At 68.4% G+C, this 17,770-nt stretch carries 17 protein-coding genes; 9 read left to right on the plus strand and 8 right to left on the minus strand.

All coding sequences use genetic code 11. The features are described from left to right. Positions 1-209: 209 nt before the first annotated feature. The 3 genes from ACW7G2_RS04405 to ACW7G2_RS04415 form a co-directional block, all read right to left on the minus strand. The gene (locus tag ACW7G2_RS04405) at positions 210-1,157 is read right to left on the minus strand and encodes a phosphatidate cytidylyltransferase (protein WP_456973130.1); all 948 of its coding nucleotides are present in this window, start codon (positions 1,155-1,157) and stop codon (positions 210-212) included. Beyond that, a complete protein-coding gene (locus ACW7G2_RS04410) occupies positions 1,154-1,795 on the minus strand; it encodes a lysophospholipid acyltransferase family protein (RefSeq protein ID WP_456973132.1) in 642 nt (213 codons plus the stop codon). Before ACW7G2_RS04410 ends, ACW7G2_RS04405 begins: the two co-directional genes overlap by 4 nt. Positions 1,796-1,868: 73 nt before the next feature. Beyond that, positions 1,869-2,483, minus strand: coding sequence for a CDP-alcohol phosphatidyltransferase family protein (locus ACW7G2_RS04415; protein ID WP_456973134.1), 615 nt, complete (start codon positions 2,481-2,483; stop codon positions 1,869-1,871). Between the two features lie 88 nt (positions 2,484-2,571). Here ACW7G2_RS04415 and ACW7G2_RS04420 point away from each other — a divergent pair, with 88 nt between their 5' ends. From ACW7G2_RS04420 to rarD, 5 genes are all read left to right on the plus strand, one after another. Next, complete coding sequence (locus ACW7G2_RS04420; protein ID WP_456973136.1) at positions 2,572-2,850, plus strand: DUF493 family protein; 279 nt, start codon at positions 2,572-2,574, stop codon at positions 2,848-2,850. 23 nt (positions 2,851-2,873) lie between these two features. Continuing rightward, positions 2,874-3,542: a lipoyl(octanoyl) transferase LipB gene (gene lipB / locus ACW7G2_RS04425; RefSeq protein WP_456973138.1), complete on the plus strand. Its 669-nt coding sequence runs from the start codon at positions 2,874-2,876 to the stop codon at positions 3,540-3,542. A gap of 141 nt (positions 3,543-3,683) precedes the next feature. Then, complete coding sequence (gene lipA, locus ACW7G2_RS04430) at positions 3,684-4,691, plus strand: lipoyl synthase (protein ID WP_456973140.1); 1,008 nt, start codon at positions 3,684-3,686, stop codon at positions 4,689-4,691. 207 nt (positions 4,692-4,898) lie between these two features. Then, the gene (locus tag ACW7G2_RS04435; RefSeq protein WP_456973142.1) at positions 4,899-7,079 is read left to right on the plus strand and encodes a carboxy terminal-processing peptidase; all 2,181 of its coding nucleotides are present in this window, start codon (positions 4,899-4,901) and stop codon (positions 7,077-7,079) included. Positions 7,080-7,117: 38 nt separating this feature from the next. Beyond that, positions 7,118-8,035 carry an EamA family transporter RarD gene (rarD, locus tag ACW7G2_RS04440; protein WP_456973144.1) on the plus strand — a complete coding sequence of 306 codons (918 nt, stop codon included), beginning with the start codon at positions 7,118-7,120 and terminating at the stop codon, positions 8,033-8,035. Positions 8,036-8,082: 47 nt separating this feature from the next. Here rarD and ACW7G2_RS04445 read toward each other — a convergent pair whose 3' ends face one another. From ACW7G2_RS04445 to ACW7G2_RS04465, 5 genes are read right to left on the minus strand one after another with little or no spacing between them, the layout of a single operon-like run. Continuing rightward, positions 8,083-8,403, minus strand: coding sequence for a hypothetical protein (locus tag ACW7G2_RS04445; RefSeq protein ID WP_456973146.1), 321 nt, complete (start codon positions 8,401-8,403; stop codon positions 8,083-8,085). Further along, positions 8,400-9,719, minus strand: a complete 1,320-nt coding sequence (locus ACW7G2_RS04450; RefSeq protein ID WP_456973148.1) for an ABC transporter permease — start codon at positions 9,717-9,719, stop codon at positions 8,400-8,402. Before ACW7G2_RS04450 ends, ACW7G2_RS04445 begins: the two co-directional genes overlap by 4 nt. Positions 9,720-9,732: 13 nt before the next feature. Continuing rightward, positions 9,733-10,899 carry an ABC transporter permease gene (locus tag ACW7G2_RS04455; RefSeq protein WP_456973150.1) on the minus strand — a complete coding sequence of 389 codons (1,167 nt, stop codon included), beginning with the start codon at positions 10,897-10,899 and terminating at the stop codon, positions 9,733-9,735. A 13-nt stretch (positions 10,900-10,912) separates the two neighbouring features. Next, the gene (locus ACW7G2_RS04460) at positions 10,913-11,617 is read right to left on the minus strand and encodes an ABC transporter ATP-binding protein (protein WP_456973152.1); all 705 of its coding nucleotides are present in this window, start codon (positions 11,615-11,617) and stop codon (positions 10,913-10,915) included. Continuing rightward, the gene (locus ACW7G2_RS04465) at positions 11,614-12,834 is read right to left on the minus strand and encodes an efflux RND transporter periplasmic adaptor subunit (RefSeq protein WP_456973154.1); all 1,221 of its coding nucleotides are present in this window, start codon (positions 12,832-12,834) and stop codon (positions 11,614-11,616) included. Before ACW7G2_RS04465 ends, ACW7G2_RS04460 begins: the two co-directional genes overlap by 4 nt. Before the next feature lie 144 nt (positions 12,835-12,978). Here ACW7G2_RS04465 and ACW7G2_RS04470 point away from each other — a divergent pair, with 144 nt between their 5' ends. The 4 genes from ACW7G2_RS04470 to ACW7G2_RS04485 are packed head-to-tail and all read left to right on the plus strand — an operon-like array spanning position 12,979 to position 17,740. Beyond that, positions 12,979-13,884, plus strand: a complete 906-nt coding sequence (locus tag ACW7G2_RS04470) for an ABC transporter ATP-binding protein (protein ID WP_456973330.1) — start codon at positions 12,979-12,981, stop codon at positions 13,882-13,884. Continuing rightward, positions 13,881-14,645 (plus strand): ABC transporter permease, encoded by a 765-nt coding sequence (locus ACW7G2_RS04475; RefSeq protein WP_456973156.1) that lies wholly within the window; start codon positions 13,881-13,883, stop codon positions 14,643-14,645. The genes ACW7G2_RS04470 and ACW7G2_RS04475 overlap by 4 nt, the downstream gene beginning before the upstream one ends. A gap of 35 nt (positions 14,646-14,680) precedes the next feature. Then, positions 14,681-16,525, plus strand: a complete 1,845-nt coding sequence (locus ACW7G2_RS04480) for a CIA30 family protein (RefSeq protein ID WP_456973157.1) — start codon at positions 14,681-14,683, stop codon at positions 16,523-16,525. A gap of 51 nt (positions 16,526-16,576) precedes the next feature. Next, the gene (locus ACW7G2_RS04485) at positions 16,577-17,740 is read left to right on the plus strand and encodes a sensor histidine kinase (RefSeq protein WP_456973159.1); all 1,164 of its coding nucleotides are present in this window, start codon (positions 16,577-16,579) and stop codon (positions 17,738-17,740) included. Positions 17,741-17,770 lie beyond the last annotated feature (30 nt).

Here is a 17,770-nt window from a genome sequence, read left to right on the forward strand (position 1 = left end):
GTTCAGCCTGGGCGCGCTGTGCTTCCGCGGGGCCCGTGCACAGAAGGCCACCAAGCAGGGCCAGCGGAAGGGAAATTTTGAGCAGTGTTGTCATGGCGAGCAGTTTCGGTGGCGAAGGGATACCCCCTATAACGCCGTTCGACCCCTTTGAGGGACAGGCTCTGCTGCACAGCATTACCGGGCAGGCGCGCGCCGGTCCGCTGCCTCGCTCACACCCACCAGTAGCGGACCAGGTGGAAAAACACCGGAGCGGCAAAACACACCGAATCCAGGCGGTCGAGCATGCCGCCGTGCCCCTCGATCATGTGGCCCCAGTCCTTGATACCGCGGTCGCGCTTGATGGCCGACATCACCAGTCCGCCAAAGAAGCCCATGAGGTTGATCACCAGGGCCAGCAGGGCCGCCTGCCATGGCGCGAAGGGGGTGATCCACCACAGCCCCGCACCCAGCACCGAGGCGGATGCCACGCCGCCGATGAATCCTTCCACCGTCTTGGAAGGCGACAGGTTGGGGGCGATCAGGCGGCGCCCGAACAGCTTGCCCCACACGTACTGGAGCACATCGGAGGACTGCACCACGATCACCAGGAAGGCGATCAGCAGCAGGTTGCGGCCCTCGTAGCCGGCGATCTGCAGGTTGAGCAGCGCCGGCACGTGCGAAATACAGAACACGCTCACCATCAGTCCCCACTGCACCTTGGCCGAACGTTCCAGATAGCGGGTGGTGTCCCCGCCAATGGTCGACAGGATCGGCAGGAACAGGAATGCGTACACCGGGATCAGCAGTGTGTACATGCCATACCAGTCGCTGTAGACCAGCCAGTACTGGTACGGAAGCACCACGTAGAACGCCACCACCAGGGCCCAGTAGTCGCCGCGCCGGGTCGGGGTGAGGGTGATGAACTCGCGCAGGGCAAACAGCGAGATCAGCGCGAACAGCACCGTCACCCCGGTGCGTCCGCCCAGGAAGGCCAGGCCCACTACTGCCGCCATCACCCACCACGCGCGGATGCGCGCCACCAGGTTGTCCAGCACCGCGCTGGGGCCGGCAACACGCCAGCGCAGGATTTCGGCGATGGCGGTCGCCAGCAGGAGCACCCCGCCGATCCCCACGAACAGCAGCGTGGTATCCGGAATGTCGCGCAACACTTCCTTCATGGTTTCGTCTCCCATGCCGCCGTTTCGTCGCCGGCCAGTGCAAGCAGCGACGCACGGGCGCGTTCCAGGAAGGCCTGCTTGTCTTCACCGGGCCCCAGGCGCAGGGGAGTGCCGAACCGGGCGGTGCACAGCAGCGGCAAGGGCAGCAGCCGGCCCTTGGGCATCACCCGGTGCAGGTTGTCCAGCCACACCGGTACGAATTCCAGCTCCGGCCGTTGCCGGGCCAGGTGGTAGATGCCGCTCTTGAAGGGGAGCAGTCCATCGCCGGTGTTGCGCGTGCCTTCCGGAAACAGGATCAGCGAGGCGCCTGCGTCAGTAGCGTCGCACAGGGTCTGGATCGGATCCGCAGTGCGCACGGCGGGATCGCGCTCGATCAGCACGCCGTTGAACACACGGTGGATCAGGTAGCGGCGCAGCCTTCCCCGGTTCCAGTAGTCGGCCCCGGCCACCGGGCGCACCTGCCGCCGCAGCGCAGCGGGCAGTGCAGACCAGATCATCACGAAGTCGCCGTGGCTGGCATGGTTGCCGAAATACACCCGCCGCTCCGCCGAGGGCGCGCAGCCTTCCCACAGCGCACGCGCGCCGGTCAAAGCGCGGATGGCGCCGCTGAAGCCCCGGGCAATCAATCCATCCAGCATCTTTTTCCCCTGAAACGCTCGCAGTTGAACGTGGAACCCCCAGCCCTTTCCCGATGTGCCGCCTTTCCCCTGGTCAGGACGCCAGGCGCGCCTCCGCCACCCCCGCGCGGACCCGCCGCACCACGGTCAGGGCACACAGCGCGGTCACGCCGATCGCCACTGCATTCACTGCGCTTCCCCCGATCCAGTCTCCGGCCAGCAGCATGCCCACGGCGCCGACGGTGAACGCCCGGTCGCTCTTGCCCATTGGCCCGTCATACCGGCGGTTGGCCCCAACCATCAGCCCCAGCACGCCCGCATATTCGGTCAGCAGGGCGAACAGCACCATCGCCCAGAGCCAGAGGGGCGCGGCGCCCGGCACACCCAGCAGGGCCAGATACAGGGCGGCGTCGGATACCGCGTCACACAGTTCGTTGAGGTAGGCGCCCAGCGGGGACTTCTGCCCGAATTCACGCGCCAGCATTCCATCAACGGCGTTGAGCGCCATGCGGGCCAACATCCACGCCGGCAGCAGCAGGTAGAGCAGCGGGCGGGCGGGGGCCCAGGCAAACACCATCGCGGCGACCGCCAGTGACAGCAGCCCTGCGGCAACGGTGACCTGGTTGGCGGTGGCGCCCATGCGCTCGAGCGCGCGTACGCCCGGCCGCAGCAGGTCCTGGAACCGTCCTTTGAGCAGGTAGATCGACACCGCGGTGGCTCCTTGCCGGCGAGAGCAATGGAGGGTACCCGGCGCTCCTCCACTTGGGAATGATGCCGGCGGCCCTCATAATCGGGCGATGGAAATCAAATCCGACAACCCCGATCACGGGTTCCAGTTCCCCGGTGAGTTCGAGATCACCGCCATGGGGCCGGCGGAAGCGGCCCTGGACACCGAAATACCGAAGCTGCTGATCGCTGCCGGCATCACGGTGCTGCACGAGACCGTGGCCACGCGTGGCTCCAGCGGCGGCAAGTACGTGTCCGTCCGGCTGAGCTTCCGCGCCGCATCGCGCGAGGAATATGAAACCGCGCATACCACCCTGCGTGAGCACCCGCAGGTGAAGTGGACGCTGTGATTCCGGAAGCCGGTTCTGGAAGCATGTCCACAAGCGGCCTGGCCGCCCTGGTGAGGGAGCTTGGCCGCCAGCCGTATGAGCCGGTCTGGCGGGCCATGCAGCAGTTCACCGATGTGCGCGATGCCGGCACCGCCGATGAAATCTGGCTGGTGGAGCACGATCCCGTGTTCACCCTGGGCCAGGCGGGCAAGGTTGAGCACGTGCTCGGTGCCGGTGACATCCCGGTGCTGCAGGTGGATCGCGGGGGGCAGGTGACCTACCACGGCCCGGGCCAGATCGTGGCCTACCCGCTGCTGGACCTGCGCCGGCTGAAGCTGGGCGTGCGCGAGTACGTGGAGCGGATGGAGCAGGCCGTGATCGACACCCTGGCCGAATGGAACATCGGCGCTGGACGCCGCGAGGGCGCGCCCGGAGTGTACGTTGCCGGAGCCAAGGTGGCGGCGCTGGGCATCCGCGTGCGGCGCGGATGCACCTTCCACGGACTGGCCTTCAACATCGCCATGGACCTGGAGCCGTTCTCGCGCATCAATCCCTGTGGCTACGCGGGCATGCAGGTCACCTCGGTGGGTGACGTGGGCGGGCCGTCGGGCATGGCGGCGGTGAGCGCCGTGCTGGTGGAAGAGATGGCCCGGCAGTTCGGCCTGGCGCTGGAGCCTGCCGGCGGACTGCCGGAGCAGCTGGCTGCGGCGTGAGGCGGCCGGACGCCTGATACCAGCGCGTCGCGGCCGTGCGGGAGCGTTGTTGCCGTGCGCCGCAGCGTTCCGCCCGGCGCCGGAACGCGCCATCCCCGTGGTCTACAATGCTTGGCCCGTGCAACAGCCTTCCGGTACGCCATGAGTTCTGCAGACAAGTCGATCCCGATGCAGGTGGTTACGCCGCCCCCGGCCCAGGGTTCCCTGCGCCCGGGTGAGCGCCAAGTGGCTGGTGACAAGATCGGCCGTTCGCCGGTGGAATTCGTGGAAGCCCCGGTGCTGCGCAAGCCGTCCTGGATCCGCGTACGCATCCCGTCCAACGGCGCCGTCGCCGCGCTCAAGTCGAAGCTGCGCGAGAACCGCCTGGTGACCGTGTGCGAGGACGCGAGCTGCCCCAACATCCACGAATGCTTCGGCCACGGCACCGCCACCTTCATGATCCTGGGCGACGTGTGCACCCGGCGCTGCAGCTTCTGCGATGTGGCCCACGGCCGGCCCAAGCCCCCGGATGCCGATGAGCCCCGGCGCCTGGCGGAAACCGTCGCCGACATGGGCCTGAAGTACGTCGTGGTCACCAGCGTGGACCGCGACGACCTGCGCGACGGCGGCGCCCAGCATTTCGTCGACTGCATCACCGCCATCCGCGAGCAGACCCCGAACACCAAGGTCGAGATCCTGACCCCGGATTTCCGCGGCCGCGGCCGCATGGACCGCGCGCTGGAGATCCTGGCCGTCAACCCGCCGGACGTGTTCAACCACAACGTGGAAACCGTGCCCGACCTGTACCGCAATGTGCGTCCGGGCGCGGATTACCAGTGGTCACTGACCCTGCTGCAGAAGTTCAAGGCGCAGCATCCGCACCTGCCGACCAAGTCCGGGATCATGCTCGGCCTGGGCGAGACGATGGAACAGGTACAGGCCACCCTGCGCGACATGCGTGCCCACGACGTGGACATGGTCACCATCGGCCAGTATCTGCAGCCCAGTGCGCACCACCACCCGGTGCTGCGCTACTGGACGCCGGAGGAGTTCAAGGCGCTGGAGGAATACGGCATGGAACTGGGCTTCACTCACGTGGCCTCCGGCCCGCTGGTGCGCTCGTCCTACCACGCCGACCGCCAGGCGATGGAAGCCGGCGTCGCTGCCTGACCGGTCCAGGCGGATCCCGGCCTGTCCTGAGCGGGGCGCAAGTCCCGTTCACTCCAAGGCCACGAGCGGCGGTTAGAGTGGAAACCACGACCAGCAGGGCGCATCCGGGCCGGGTGAAACTTTCGGCACTGTGACCGCGTCCAAGTCCACTCCCATATTCAATCTGCCAGCCTGCACGCTGGCTCCCACGAGGTAATGAGTCGCCGCATGAAAGCCTCCCGCCTGATCTCTACCGCGCTGATCGCGCTGACCCTGTCGGTGCCGCTGGCCCTGATGGCGCGCGCCGACGGCGAAGCGATTCCCGATTCGGCCAGCCTGGACCAGGTGCGTACTTCCAGGCTGGTATATGGCCTGCTCTCCGACAGCCGCTTCGTCTACCGGCCACGGGCGATGGACGCGGAGATGTCCTCGGACATCTTCGATGGCTACCTGAAGTCGCTGGACGGCAACAGGATGTTCCTCACCGCGGACGACGTGGAGCAGTTCGAGCCCTACCGCCCGCAGATGGGCGCCGCCGTGCGCATGGGCAAGCTTGAGCCGGCCTACGCCATCTTCGCCCTGTACAAGGAGCGGGTGAACGAGCGGGTGGAGTACGCGCGCAGCCTGCTGGAGCAGGACATCTTCGACTTCACCGGCGACGATCGCTGGGAATACGACCGCAAGGACGCCGAGTGGGCCACCACTGAGGAACTGGAAGAGGTGTGGCGCCAGTCGGTGCGCAACGACTGGCTGCGGCTGGTGCTGGCCGGACGCGAGGGTGACGAGATCCGCACCACGCTGGACCGCCGCTACCAGAACCTGGCCAACAACGTGGCCCAGCTTGGGGGCGAGGACGCGTTCCAGACCTTCCTCAACGCCTACACCGCGTCGATTGATCCGCACACCGATTACTTCAATCCGCGCAGCACGGACCTGTTCAACCAGAGCATGTCGCTGTCGCTGGAGGGCATCGGCGCCCAACTGCAGAAGCAGGACGACGTGGTCGTGATCCGCGAGCTGATTGCTGGTGGCCCGGCGGCGATGAGCGGCAAGTTCCGCCCCGGCGACCGGATCACCGGCGTGGGTCAGGGCACTGACGGCCCGGTTGAGGACGTGGTGGGCTGGCGCATCGACGACGTGGTCGAGAAAATCAAGGGCCCCAAGGACACCCAGGTGCGCCTGGAGGTGATTCCGGCTGGTTCGGGCCTGGACAGCGAGCCGGTGTACATCGTGCTCACCCGGGCGCGCGTGCAGCTGGAAGAGCAGGCGGCCAAGTCCGAAGTGATCGAAGTCAGCGGCGCCGAGGGCGAAGCCGACAAGCGGATCGGCGTGATCGAGCTGCCGGCCTTCTACCAGGACTTCCAGGGCCGTCGTAATCGCGACGGGGACTACACCTCGGCCACCCGCGACGTGGCCCGGATCCTGGAAACGTTCAAGGGCGACGGCGTCGACGGCGTGGTGCTCGACCTGCGCGGCAACGGTGGCGGATCGCTCAATGAGGCAGTCGAACTGACCGGACTGTTCATTGACACCGGTCCGGTGGTCCAGGTGCGCGAATCCGGCGGACGGGTCAATGTTGAAGGCGTGCGCACGCCCGGCGTGGCGTGGGAAGGACCGCTTGCCGTGCTGATCAATCGGGGGTCGGCATCGGCCTCGGAGATCGTGGCCGGCGCCATCCAGGATTACGGTCGTGGCCTGGTGATTGGTGAGACCACCTTCGGCAAGGGCACGGTGCAGAACCTGATCGACCTGGACCGGATGCCTTCCGGCGAGGACCAGCGTTATGGCTCGGTCAAGCTGACCGTCGCCCAGTTCTACCTCCCTAGTGGCAGCAGCACGCAGAACCGCGGCGTGGTGCCGGACATCCTGTTCCCGGTGACGGTGGACGCCACCGAATTCGGTGAGAGCACCTACGACAACGCGCTGCCGTGGAACCGGATCGCGGAGGTGCCGCACACCCGCTATGGCGACTTCAAGCCGATCCTGCCGCGCCTGACCGCGCTGCATGAGGCGCGGGTGAAGGAGCACCATGAGTTCCAGTGGTTCCTGGAAGACGTGGCCGAGTCGCGCGCCGAGCGGGAAAAGAAGTACGTGGTGCTCAACGAGGCCGAGCGCCGAGCCGAGCGTGACCGTCAGGACCGCAAGCGCCGCGAGCGCCAGGAGATCCGTCGCGAACTGGGCCTGCCGCTGGATCCGCTGGCCGAGGATCGCGATGACGGCCTGCACGCCAACGAACGCGACATCCTGGTCGACACCGCCCGGGTGAAGGCCGCGGAGGAGCGTCCGGATCCGCAGCGGGACGAAGCCGCGGCGATCCTGGCCGATGCCATGCGCCTGCTGGACAGCGATCGCGTGATCTCGGCGCAGGTACTGCCCGAATCGACCCGCCCCGGAAGTTGGGCCCGCTGAGCAGGCCCGGCTGACCGTCACCCGAAGGAACAGTTCCCGTGAATTCCGGATCGGCCGGCGGCGTTGATCGCCGCGGCCTGTGGACCGCCGTGGCGGCGTTCGTCCTGTGGGGACTGATGCCGCTGTACTGGCACCTGCTCAAGGCGGTGCCCTCGCTGCAGATCGTGCTGCACCGCGTCCTGTGGGGTGCGGTGCTGGTGGCCGCGTGGCTGTTCTACAAATATGGCCGCGGCTGGCTGCGGGAGACGCTGTCCCAGCCCCGCGCGGCCTGGATGCTGGCCCTGAGCGGGGTGCTGATCGCGTTCAACTGGGGGCTGTACATCTGGGCGGTCAACGCCGGGCACGTGGTCGAAAGCAGCCTGGGCTACTTCGTCAATCCCCTGTTCAACGTGCTGATCGGCGTGGTGCTGCTGCGCGAGCGCTTGAACCGGGTGCAGTGGATCTCGGTGGCCATCGCAGGGGGCGGCGTGCTGTGGCTGACCTTCAACTACGGCAGCTTCCCGTGGATCGCGCTGGCCCTGGCGGGCTCGTTTTCCCTGTACGGGTTGATCCGCCGCCAGCTCAGCGTCGGGCCGGTGCGCGGGCTGGGAGTGGAGAGCCTGTACATGCTGCCGGTGGCGCTGGTGCTGCTGGCTTTGACGGCAGGTGCCCCGGGAGGCGGGGGACTGTTCGCATGGGGCGCGCCGGTGGCGCTGATGCTGGTGCTGGCAGGCGCGCTGAGCGCCTTGCCGCTGATCGGCTTCGCCTACGCGGTGCGGCGGATCCCGTTCACGCTGATCGGGCTGATCCAGTACATCGCCCCGACCCTGCAGCTGCTGTGCGGCGTGCTGATTCTGGGCGAACCGTTTGGCCGCGACCGGGCCATCGGCTTCGGCTTCATCTGGATCGCGCTGGCAATCTTCGCCACCGACGGCCTGCTGCGCGCCCGCCGCCGCGCGGTCGCCCCCGTCGTGTAGGAGCCTGTGGTGTAGGAGCGCGCCACGCGCGCGAAGCCGCGGGCACTTCAGCGCAGAGCGAGCCAGGCGATCGCCGCGCTTCCGGCCACCGCCACGGCCACGGTGGCGATCCACCAGCGCCGCGCCTTCAGCCGCAGCCGGCGCACGCGTTCGGCATGCACTGCCCGGGCCTGGTCGATCAGCGGTTCGGCCTGGTTCCGGGCGCGCACCTGAGCGGCCCCCCGCTTGGCCTCGGGCAGGTCGTCGATGCCGTCGTAGAAGGCAAACACCCGGCGATGGAATTGTTCGTAGAGCGCGTCCAGTTCGCTGCCGGAAAGGCGCCGCAGCGCTGCCGACGAAGTGTCCGTAACTGCGCGCTTGCCGCTCACGCCGCCCTCAGCGCCGTCGTTACCGGGAGCTGCGCGGCACGCACCGCCGGAAACAGGCCGCCGACGAAGCCGATCGCCAATGCCCACTTCAGGCCGTTCCACAGCAGCTGCGGCGTGACCCTGAACTCGAAGGTCAGCTGGCCCACGCCGCCGGCCAGGGTGGAGGCGGTATAGCCGTTGAACACCAGCCATGCAATCAGCCCGCCAAGCGCGCCGCCAATGGCCGCAAGCAGCATGGTCTCAAGCATCACCGCCACCACCACCGGCAGGCCGCGGAAGCCGATCGCGCGCAGGGTGGCGATCTCGCGTGCCCGCGCGGCGACGGTGGCGAACATGGTGTTGAGCGCGCCGAACACCGCGCCGATGGCCATGATCGAGCCGACCACGAGCCCGATAATGCGCAGCACCAGGGTCATGCCCTCGGACTGGCGCGCAAAATAATCCGCGGTGGTTTCCACTTTCACCTCCACCCGTGGGTCAGCCTCGAGCGCGGCCGCGAACGCCGCGAACGCGTCAGGACCGGTCAGGCGCGCGGTCAACGAATTGCGGCTGCTGCCGCGCCGGTAGGTGGTAGCAACGATTCCCGCGTCGCCCCAGATTTCCGATTCCATCGCGTCGCCGGATTCGAACACGCCCACGATCCGCCACAGGTCGGGCCCCAGGCGGATCTCGCCGCCGGGATCCAGGCCGGCGAACTGCTGCCTCGCGCCGCGCCCAACCACCAGCTCGCGGCGCCCGGACTCCAGCGCGCGGCCTTCGATGATGCGCATCGCCGGGCGCACTTCCCAAGCCACCGGATCCACGCCGCGCAGCTGCACGCTGCCGTCCTCCGCGGCGGCGCCGCGCCGGGTGAGGCTGGCGGCCACGACCAGTTCGGCCGAAGCCAGCGGCACGTTGTCGGCATTGCGCGCGACCTGCGGCGCCTGTGCGATGGTGACCAGGTTTTCGCGCGAGAGCACCGAAAGAACCTCCGCCCCGGACCCTCCGCGCAGCACGATGGCGGTGCCTTCGTCGCCGGTCGAAGCAACCGTCTGCCGATAGCCCTCGGCCATCGCCAGCAGCGCCACCAGCACCGCCACCACGCCGGCGATGCCGACCACTACCACCGAGGATGCGCCCAGCCGCTGGGGCAGCGTGCTCACGCCCACCCGGGTGACGGAACCGGCCTGGCGGCCGCTGCGGGTGCCCAGCATCCAGCCGGAAAACGCGATTGCCAGGGCCAGCAGCACCGGCCAGGGCAGGGCAATCCACGCGACCAGGCCGACCAACACGACCGCGCCCAGTGCAAGACCCTGGAGCATGGAGCGGAGTTTCATCCCGGTCTCTCCCTCAGCGCCCGGCCAGCGCGTCAACGATGGACAGGCGCATGCCGCGCACCGCCGGCAGCACGCCGATCACCACGCCGATGGTGACCATCAGCGCCAGCCCAAGCAGCCAGCTCTGCAGGCCCACCGGGGGCAGGGTGATCATGCCGCCGCTGGCCTGGCCGACCGCGGGACCGGCCAGCATCGCCAGCCCCAGGCCGGCCACCCCGCCGATCACCACCAGCAGCACCGACTCGGCCAGGATCATCAACAGCACGCTGGTGCTGGTGAAACCGAGCGTCTTCAGCACGCCGATCTCCGAGGTCCGCTCACGCACCGCCTGGGCCATGGTGTTGCCGGTCAGCAGCAGCAGGGTGAAGAACACCGCGCCCATGATCGAGCCCACGATCAGCCCGACGTCGGCCATCTGCCGCACTTGGGAGGCCATCGCCGCCTGCTCGCTCATGCTGCGGGTTTCGTGGCGCGAGTTGGCCGACAGGGCATCGATGTCGCGGGCGATCCGGTCTGACTGGTGCACGTCGGCCACCCTTGCGATGTACCAGCCCACGTCGCCGTTGACGTAGGGCGTGGACTCTTCGAAGTAGTCGTAGCGCATCAGGATGACCACGTTGGCCAGCGGATAGTCGTTGTTGCCGGCTTCGCTGAGGATGCCGACCACGTCGAACTCCCAGTCCATGCTGCCGTCGCTGTTGGGATAGATCGATGACAGCAACGGAATGCGGTCACCCACCTTCCAGTCGAACCGGTCCGCGGTTTCCTGGCCGACCAGGATCCCGCTGCGGGTGCGTGCGAACCCCTCACGGGCTTCCCGCGAGGCCTCGTATTCGGGGTAGAGGTCCAGGTAGTTGCCGGCCACCGCGAAGGCGAATATCTGGTTGCGCGGGCTCTGGTAGGTGGCGAGGAACCAGTTGGCCCAGGACACGTCAGCCACGCCGTCCACCTGCGCGATGCGCGGGCGCAGCGCCAGCGGCAGGGTGTCCATGAACGACAGCCGCGAGCTGGTCTGCAGGCGCTGGGCGCCCTGGGCGCTCTGTCCGATCTGCACGAATGCGGTGCGGATGCCGTCGAGCAGGCCGAACAGCAGGAACGCGGCCATGATCGAGGCCAGGGTCAGGAACGTCCGCGCCTTGCGCCGGAACAGGGCGGCCCAGATCAGGTGCATGTACTTCATGCCCGCGCCCCGGTCACACCGCGTGCGCGGGCTGTTCGACCAGCACGCCCTTGTCCAGGTGCAGGGTGTGCGAGGCGTGCTCGGCGGCCTTGGGATCGTGGGTGACCATCACGATGGTCTTGCCGTATTCGCGGTTGAGTTCCTGCAGCAGGCCGAGGATCTCCTCCGCGGACTGCCGGTCCAGGTCGCCGGTGGGCTCGTCGCAGATCAGCAGGGTGGGATCGGAAACGATGGCACGGGCGATCGCCACCCGCTGCTGCTGGCCACCGGACAGCTCGTTGGGCTTGTGCCGGGTGCGATCGGCCAGATCCACCAGGGCGAGGGCGATTCCCGCGTTGCGCCGGCGCCGGGCGGCGCTGAGGTTGGTCAGCAGCAGCGGCAGCTCCACGTTCTTCTGCGCGCTCAGCGCGGGCATCAGGTTGTAGAACTGGAAGATGTAGCCGACGTGGCGGCTGCGCCAGGTGGCGAGCTGGCCGGGTCCCATCTGGTCGATGCGCTCGCCGGCCACCTCGATCTCGCCGGCACTGGGCGTGTCGAGTCCGCCGATCAGGTTCAGCAGGGTTGATTTGCCGGAGCCGGACGGACCCATCAGCGCGACGAAATCGCCCTCGGCGATCTCCAGGTCCAGGCCCTGGAGCACTTCGACCTTCTCCGGACCGCGCTGGTAGGACTTGCCCAGGTTGCGGACCGAGACAAGCGGCGGCGGAGTGCGGTTCACTGCAGCACCTGCACCCGGTCGCCGTCGGCCAGGCCTGAGGGTGGATCGAGGACGACGCGGTCGCCGGCTGAAAGTCCCGAGTTGACCTCGCGCTGAGCGCCAACGGTGTCCCCCAGCTCAAGCGCCTGCTGCTGCACGCGGCCTTCCGTGTCGACCGTGAATGCAACCGTGGCGCCATCGCGATCGACCACCGCTTCGGCGGGGATCCGCAGGCTCGGCGCCTCGCCGTCCTCCAGCTCGGGCGCCTGCTCCAGGAAGCTCACCGATGCGCCCATGTCCGGCACGATCCGCGCGTCTTTTTCCAGCAATGCGATGCGCACCTTGACCGTGGCCTTGCCGCGATCTGCGGCGGGAATGATGGCAATCACCTCGGCCGGGATCTTCCAGTCGGGGTAGGCATTGAGGGTGGCTTGGACCGGCATCTTCGGCTGCACCCGGCCGATGTAGGCCTCGCCCACGTCGACTTCGACCTCCAGCGAATCCATGTCCACCACCGTGCCGATGCCGGTGCGGGTGAAACCGCCGCCGGCAGACAGCGGCGAAACGATTTCGCCAGGCTGCGCCGCCTTGGCGATCACCACGCCGGCGAACGGTGCGCGCACGATGGTGTTGTCCACGCCGAGGTCGGCGATGTGCAGCTGGTCGGCAGCCACGTCGACCTGGCGCTGGGTGGAAGCCAGCTGGGCGCGCAACGAATCGCGCTGGGCCACGGCCTGTTCGTACTGCGCGCGGGACACCAGTTGCTGGTCCACCAGGGACAGCAGCCGTCCGGCGTTGGCCTCGGCTTCCTTGAGCTGGGCCTCGACGCTGGCCACCTGGGTACGTACGGCGGCGAGCTGCGCGGCGGAGAGATTGCGCTGGGCGTCGGCATCGATCGGATCGAGGGTGGCCATCACCTGGCCTTCTTCGACCGCCATGCCTTCCTCGATCAGCACCTCGCGCACGCGGCCGGTGATCTTGGCTGACACCGTGGCCATGCGTCGTGCAACCACGTAGCCGCTGGCATCCAGCACCGATGCCGGCGCCGCACCGGCGGCGGTCACCGGCGCCACCCGCACCTCCACCGGCGCGTCGCGGCCGAGCAGCGCCGATGCGGCCAGTATCAGCACCAGTGCGGCGACTACGGCCAGCACGATCCACTTCCATCGGCGCGATGGCGGTGGAGCAGGCGTGCGGTCGATACGGAGTTCCCTGAGCAGGTCTGCTTTGGTGTTCATCGGCTCTGCCGTTGGTGCGGATGTCCCGATTGTCGCCTAAACGTCGCGTGGGGCCGAGTCACGTGACACCTGTCATCTCCGCTGGCTGACCGTTGCGACTGTCGCCGCCGGCTGCAGGCGTGGACGATGGGCGCCATGGACATGATCACCCACCACCACCCGCTTCCCCTTGCCCGGCTGCAGGCCGCCCGCAAACGCTACGGCGACGTCATCGCACTGGACGGCGTCGATCTCCAGGTGCTCGCGGGGGAGGTCGTTTCGGTGCTTGGCGCCAACGGCGCCGGCAAGAGCACCGCGATCGGATTGCTGCTGGGCCTGCTCAGGCCCGACGCCGGCGAAGTGGCGCTGTTCGACGGCCCGCCGGGATCCATGCAGGCGCGCAGGCGCACCGGGGTGATGCTGCAGGAGGGCGGGGTCCACGGCGACCTCAAGGTGCAGGAGCTGCTGCGGCTGACCTGCAGCTACTATCCGCAGCCTCGCAGCATTGACGACTGCGCGACCCTTGCCGGATTGCAGGGATTGCTCGACCGTCGCTACGACAAGCTGTCGGCAGGGCAGCAGCGCCGGGTCCAGTTCGCGCTGGCCGTGTGCGGTCGCCCGCAACTGTTGTTCCTGGACGAGCCGACCACGGGACTGGATATCCAGGCCCGCCAGCAGCTGTGGCAGGCGGTGCGCGCGCTCGTCGCCGAAGGCTGCGGCGTGCTGCTGACCACCCATTACCTGGAAGAAGCCGAGGCGCTGTCCGACCGGGTGGTGGTGCTTGATCGCGGTCGGGTCGTGGCCGCGGGCAGCGTGGGCGAAATCCGCTCGCACGTTGCCCAGCGGCGCATCCGCTGCGTCTCGACGCTCGATGCAGCGCTGATATCCACCTGGCCACGGGTCCTGTCCGCCAGCCGTGACAGCGACCGGCTGGAGATCGTGGCCGCTACGGCCGAGCCGGTGGTCCGCCGCCTGCTCGAGGCCGATCCGGCACTGCAGGACCTGGAAGTGCTGCGCGCCGGCCTCGCCGATGCATTCATCCACCTCACCCGTGAACAGGAAGCCGCATGATGGCCGCCATCGCCCACTCCCGATCTTTTTCGCCCTGGCGCTGCTACCTGCTTGAAGCCAGGTACGAGCTGCTGCGGCAGCTGCGCGAGCCGGCTTTCGTGCTTCCCACGCTGCTGTTTCCCACCGCCTTCTACCTGCTGTTCGGGGTCATGTTGTCGCGCAGCGCGGCCAACGCGGAATACATGCTGGCCGGCTACGGGGTGTTCGGGATCATGGGCGCGGCCCTGTTCGGGTTTGGCGCGGGTATCGCGCATGAGCGCGAGCGGGGATTGTTGCGGCTCAAGCGCGCGCTGCCGACCCCGCCCGGTGCATGGCTGCTGGCGAAGATGGCAGCGGCGATGGCGTTCGCGGCGGTGATCTCGCTGCTGCTGGCGGTGCTTGCAGCCACCCTGGGCGGCGTGGTGCTGGCGCCCTGGCAATGGCTGTTGCTGTTTGTGGTCAACGTGCTGGGTGTGCTGCCGTTCTGCGCGCTTGGGCTGTATATCGGCAGTCTGGTGGGTGGCAACGCCGCCGTGGCCGTGGTCAATATCCTGTTCCTGCCGATGGCGTTCCTGTCCGGCCTGTGGATGCCGCTGTCGGTGCTGCCGGAGGTCTTCAACCGCCTGGCACCGGTGTGGCCGGCGTACCATCTGGGCCAGGCTGCGATGAAGGTCGTGGGCCACGATGCCGGTGGCAGCCTGTGGCTGCATCTGGGCGTGCTGGGGGTGGTCACCGGCGTGTTCTTCATCCTTGCGCAGCGCCGATTGGCAGCAGCCGTCTGAGTGTCCTGTCCACAGTGTCCCAGGAGAATCGACCCATGAAACGACTTCCGGAAATCCTGGCCTTCGCGGCCCTGGCGGGGGTGCTCGGCCTCGCGGTGGCGCTGCAGGGCAACGCCGGTGATCGTACTGGCAGCGATGGAGAAGCAGAGACAGAGGCGCCGGGCAACAGCTTCGCGATCCGCGATGCGCGGGTGTTCGACGGCGAGGGTGACATCGGCATTGCCACCGTGGTGGTGCGCGACGGATTGATCGATTCGGTAGGTGCCGATATCGCAGTGCCTGAGGGGCTGCCGGTGGTCGATGGCACCGGCAGGACCCTGCTCCCCGGACTGATCGATGCCCACGTGCATGCCTGGGGAGACGCGCGGCGCGACGCGGTGCGCTTCGGCGTCACCACCGCCTTCGACATGCACGGGATGGTCGATCGCCTGCCGCAACTTCGCCAGCAGCGCGAATCGCTGGCCGATACCGGCCTGGCTGACCTGTGGGCGTCCGGCTACGCGGTCACCGCGCCGGGCGGGCACGGCACCCAGTACGGATTCCCGGTGCCTGCGATCGATGCCAATACCAACGTTGAGGCGTTCATCGGCGAGCGGCTGGATGAGGGTGTCGATTTCATCAAGCTGATCGTGGAAGACATGAGCGCCTACCCCGGCGCGCCGTCGCTGCCGACACTCACACCGGACCAGGTGACGGCGGTGATCGGCGCGGCCCACGCCGCGGACCGTCTCGCCGTGGTGCATGCCTCGACGCTGCGTGACTCCCGCCATGCAATCGACGCCGGGGCGGACGGGCTGGTGCATATCTTCGCTGACCAGCCGGTCGACCAGGGTTTCATCGATGCAGCCCTGGCAGGCGATGCATTCGTGGTGCCAACGCTGTCGGTCCTGGCCTCGTTCTCCGGGGCGGGCGAGGGCGCCACGCTGGCAGCGGACCCCCGCCTTGGTCCGACGCTGACCAGTGAGCAGCGGGCGACGCTTGGCGCGGTGATCCCAGGCGTTCCACGCACCGACCGGCTTGAGCAGGCGCTTGCCAGCGTGCGCGCCCTGCATGCCGCGGGGGTCACCATCCTGGCCGGCACCGACGCTCCCAACCCCGGCACCGCGCATGGGGTGAGCATGCATGGCGAGCTCGAGCTGCTGGTCCGCGCCGGTCTGGAGCCGGCGCAGGCACTGGCCGCCGCCACGGCGCTCCCGGCCCGACGCTTCGGGATCGGGGACCGCGGTCGCATTGCGCCCGGCATGCGCGCCGACCTGCTGCTGGTGGACGGCGATCCGCTGACCGACATCACCGCAACTCGCGCGATCGTGGGGGTCTGGAAGAACGGCTATCGGATCGGGCGCGATCCATCGGCCGCGGCGCCTGCCGCGCAGGCGGCTCCGGAGCAGACCCTGATCAGCGACTTCGATTCAGACTCTGTCAGCGCAGCGTTCGGGAGCTGGCAGCCCACCACGGACCAGATGGCCGGTGGCGCTTCGACGGTCGAGCACCGACTGGTGCCAGGCGGTGTCAATAGTTCACCAGGCGCGCTTGAGGTGACCGGTGAAATCCGCCCGGGTTTCCCGTTCCCGTGGGCCGGAGTGATGTTCTTCCCAGCCGGCGAGCCGATGCAGCCGGTGGACCTGTCCACCCGCAGCGAGCTGGTGTTCCAGGTCCGCGGCGATGGCCGCAGCTACAACGCCATGCTGTTCTCCGGCCCGTCCGTGCAGGGCATGCCGAGCACGCTGACCTTCCAGGCCGGTTCGGAGTGGGCTGAGGTGCGGCTGGCGCTGGCCGACTTCCCGGGGGCAGACCTGTCGCTGGTTCGTGGCATCGCCTTCACCGCCGGCCAGCCGGCCGGGTCATTTGAATTTTCCCTCGATCATGTCGAGCTGCCCTGACGCCGCGCTGTGCACCGCCGCGCGGACCTGCGGCCCCGGGGAGGGCGGCTGATGTCCGGCACCGGTGTCATCGCGCGCTGGTTCGCGCCGGCCCCGGATTCGCTGGTCGGCTGTGCCATGCGTCAGGACAGGGCGGCCTGGACCGAGCTGGTGCATCTGATGTGGACGGCGTGGGTATTCATCACCCCGGCGTTCACCCCGGGCGGCTACAACTCGCAATGGCTGGCCCTGACGCTGGTGTCGTATCCGCTGTTCCTGGTCCTGTTCGGGCGGGCGGTGACGGTACCCGAACGCAACGCGTGGCGACCGGCAGTGGCCATGATCGTGCTGTGCCTGGTGCTGCTGCGGTGGTACCCGGCAGGCATGAGCTACTTCGTGTTCGGCTGCGTGTACCTGCACGTCCACGGCAATCGTTCCCTGTCCGCAACGTTGGCGCGGCTGTCGCTGCTCGGCGCGGGCTTTGTCGGCTACGCGCTGTGGCTCGGTTACCCATGGCAGGCGGTGGTGTGGATGCCGCTGGTGGTGCTGATCGTCGGGCCCCTGATCCATGTCGAACGCGCCAACCAGCGCAAGGATGCCGCGCTCAAGCTGTCCCATGAAGAGATCCGGCGGCTGGCATCAACCGCCGAGCGCGAGCGCATCGGCCGTGACCTGCATGATCTGCTCGGCCAGACCCTGTCGATGGTGGCATTGAAATCGGACCTGGCCGCGCGCCTGGTCGAGCGCGATCCTTCTTCGGCGCGTCGCGAGATAGAGGAGGTCGCTGCCGGGGCGCGGCAGGCGCTGGACCAGGTGCGGCGGGCGGTCAGCGGCATCCGTGCCGCGGAGCTGGCCGGCGAGCTTGCCTCCGCCCGGCTGCTGCTGGAGACCGATGGGGTGGATTTCGGCTACGAGTTCGACGCGGGCGGGGAGGGGCTCGCACTGCCGCCGGGCGTCGAGTCGATCCTTGCGCTGACGGTGCGCGAAGCGGTGACCAACATCCAGCGCCATGCCCGGGCTGGCATAGCGAATGTGAGGTTCTCGGTGGAGGGCGGGGATGCGGTGCTGCTGATCGAAGACGATGGCCGCGGAGGCGCGATCGTTCCCGGCAACGGACTGGCGGGCATGCGCGAGCGGCTGGAGGGCGCGCGCGGCAGCCTGCGCATCGGGCCGGGCACGCGCGGCGGCACCCGCCTCGAGGCCCGCCTCCCGCTCGCCGCCAACGTTGGGCCGTAGGAGCGCGCCATGCGCGCGAAGCCGCGTGAC

This window comes from Luteimonas sp. A277 (assembly GCF_054052045.1).

Excerpts from the sequence above, each read along its gene's own strand:
- ACW7G2_RS04405 (WP_456973130.1), bottom strand. The coding sequence starts at position 1,157 with ATGAAGGAAGTGTTGCGCGACATTCCGGATACCACGCTGCTGTTCGTG.
- ACW7G2_RS04410 (WP_456973132.1), bottom strand. The coding sequence starts at position 1,795 with ATGCTGGATGGATTGATTGCCCGGGGCTTCAGCGGCGCCATCCGCGCT.
- ACW7G2_RS04420 (WP_456973136.1), top strand. The coding sequence starts at position 2,572 with ATGGAAATCAAATCCGACAACCCCGATCACGGGTTCCAGTTCCCCGGT.
- lipB (WP_456973138.1), top strand. The coding sequence starts at position 2,874 with ATGTCCACAAGCGGCCTGGCCGCCCTGGTGAGGGAGCTTGGCCGCCAG.
- lipA (WP_456973140.1), top strand. The coding sequence starts at position 3,684 with ATGAGTTCTGCAGACAAGTCGATCCCGATGCAGGTGGTTACGCCGCCC.
- ACW7G2_RS04435 (WP_456973142.1), top strand. The coding sequence starts at position 4,899 with ATGAAAGCCTCCCGCCTGATCTCTACCGCGCTGATCGCGCTGACCCTG.
- ACW7G2_RS04450 (WP_456973148.1), bottom strand. The coding sequence starts at position 9,719 with ATGAAACTCCGCTCCATGCTCCAGGGTCTTGCACTGGGCGCGGTCGTG.
- ACW7G2_RS04455 (WP_456973150.1), bottom strand. The coding sequence starts at position 10,899 with ATGAAGTACATGCACCTGATCTGGGCCGCCCTGTTCCGGCGCAAGGCG.
- ACW7G2_RS04465 (WP_456973154.1), bottom strand. The coding sequence starts at position 12,834 with ATGAACACCAAAGCAGACCTGCTCAGGGAACTCCGTATCGACCGCACG.
- ACW7G2_RS04475 (WP_456973156.1), top strand. The coding sequence starts at position 13,881 with ATGATGGCCGCCATCGCCCACTCCCGATCTTTTTCGCCCTGGCGCTGC.
- ACW7G2_RS04480 (WP_456973157.1), top strand. The coding sequence starts at position 14,681 with ATGAAACGACTTCCGGAAATCCTGGCCTTCGCGGCCCTGGCGGGGGTG.
- ACW7G2_RS04485 (WP_456973159.1), top strand. The coding sequence starts at position 16,577 with ATGTCCGGCACCGGTGTCATCGCGCGCTGGTTCGCGCCGGCCCCGGAT.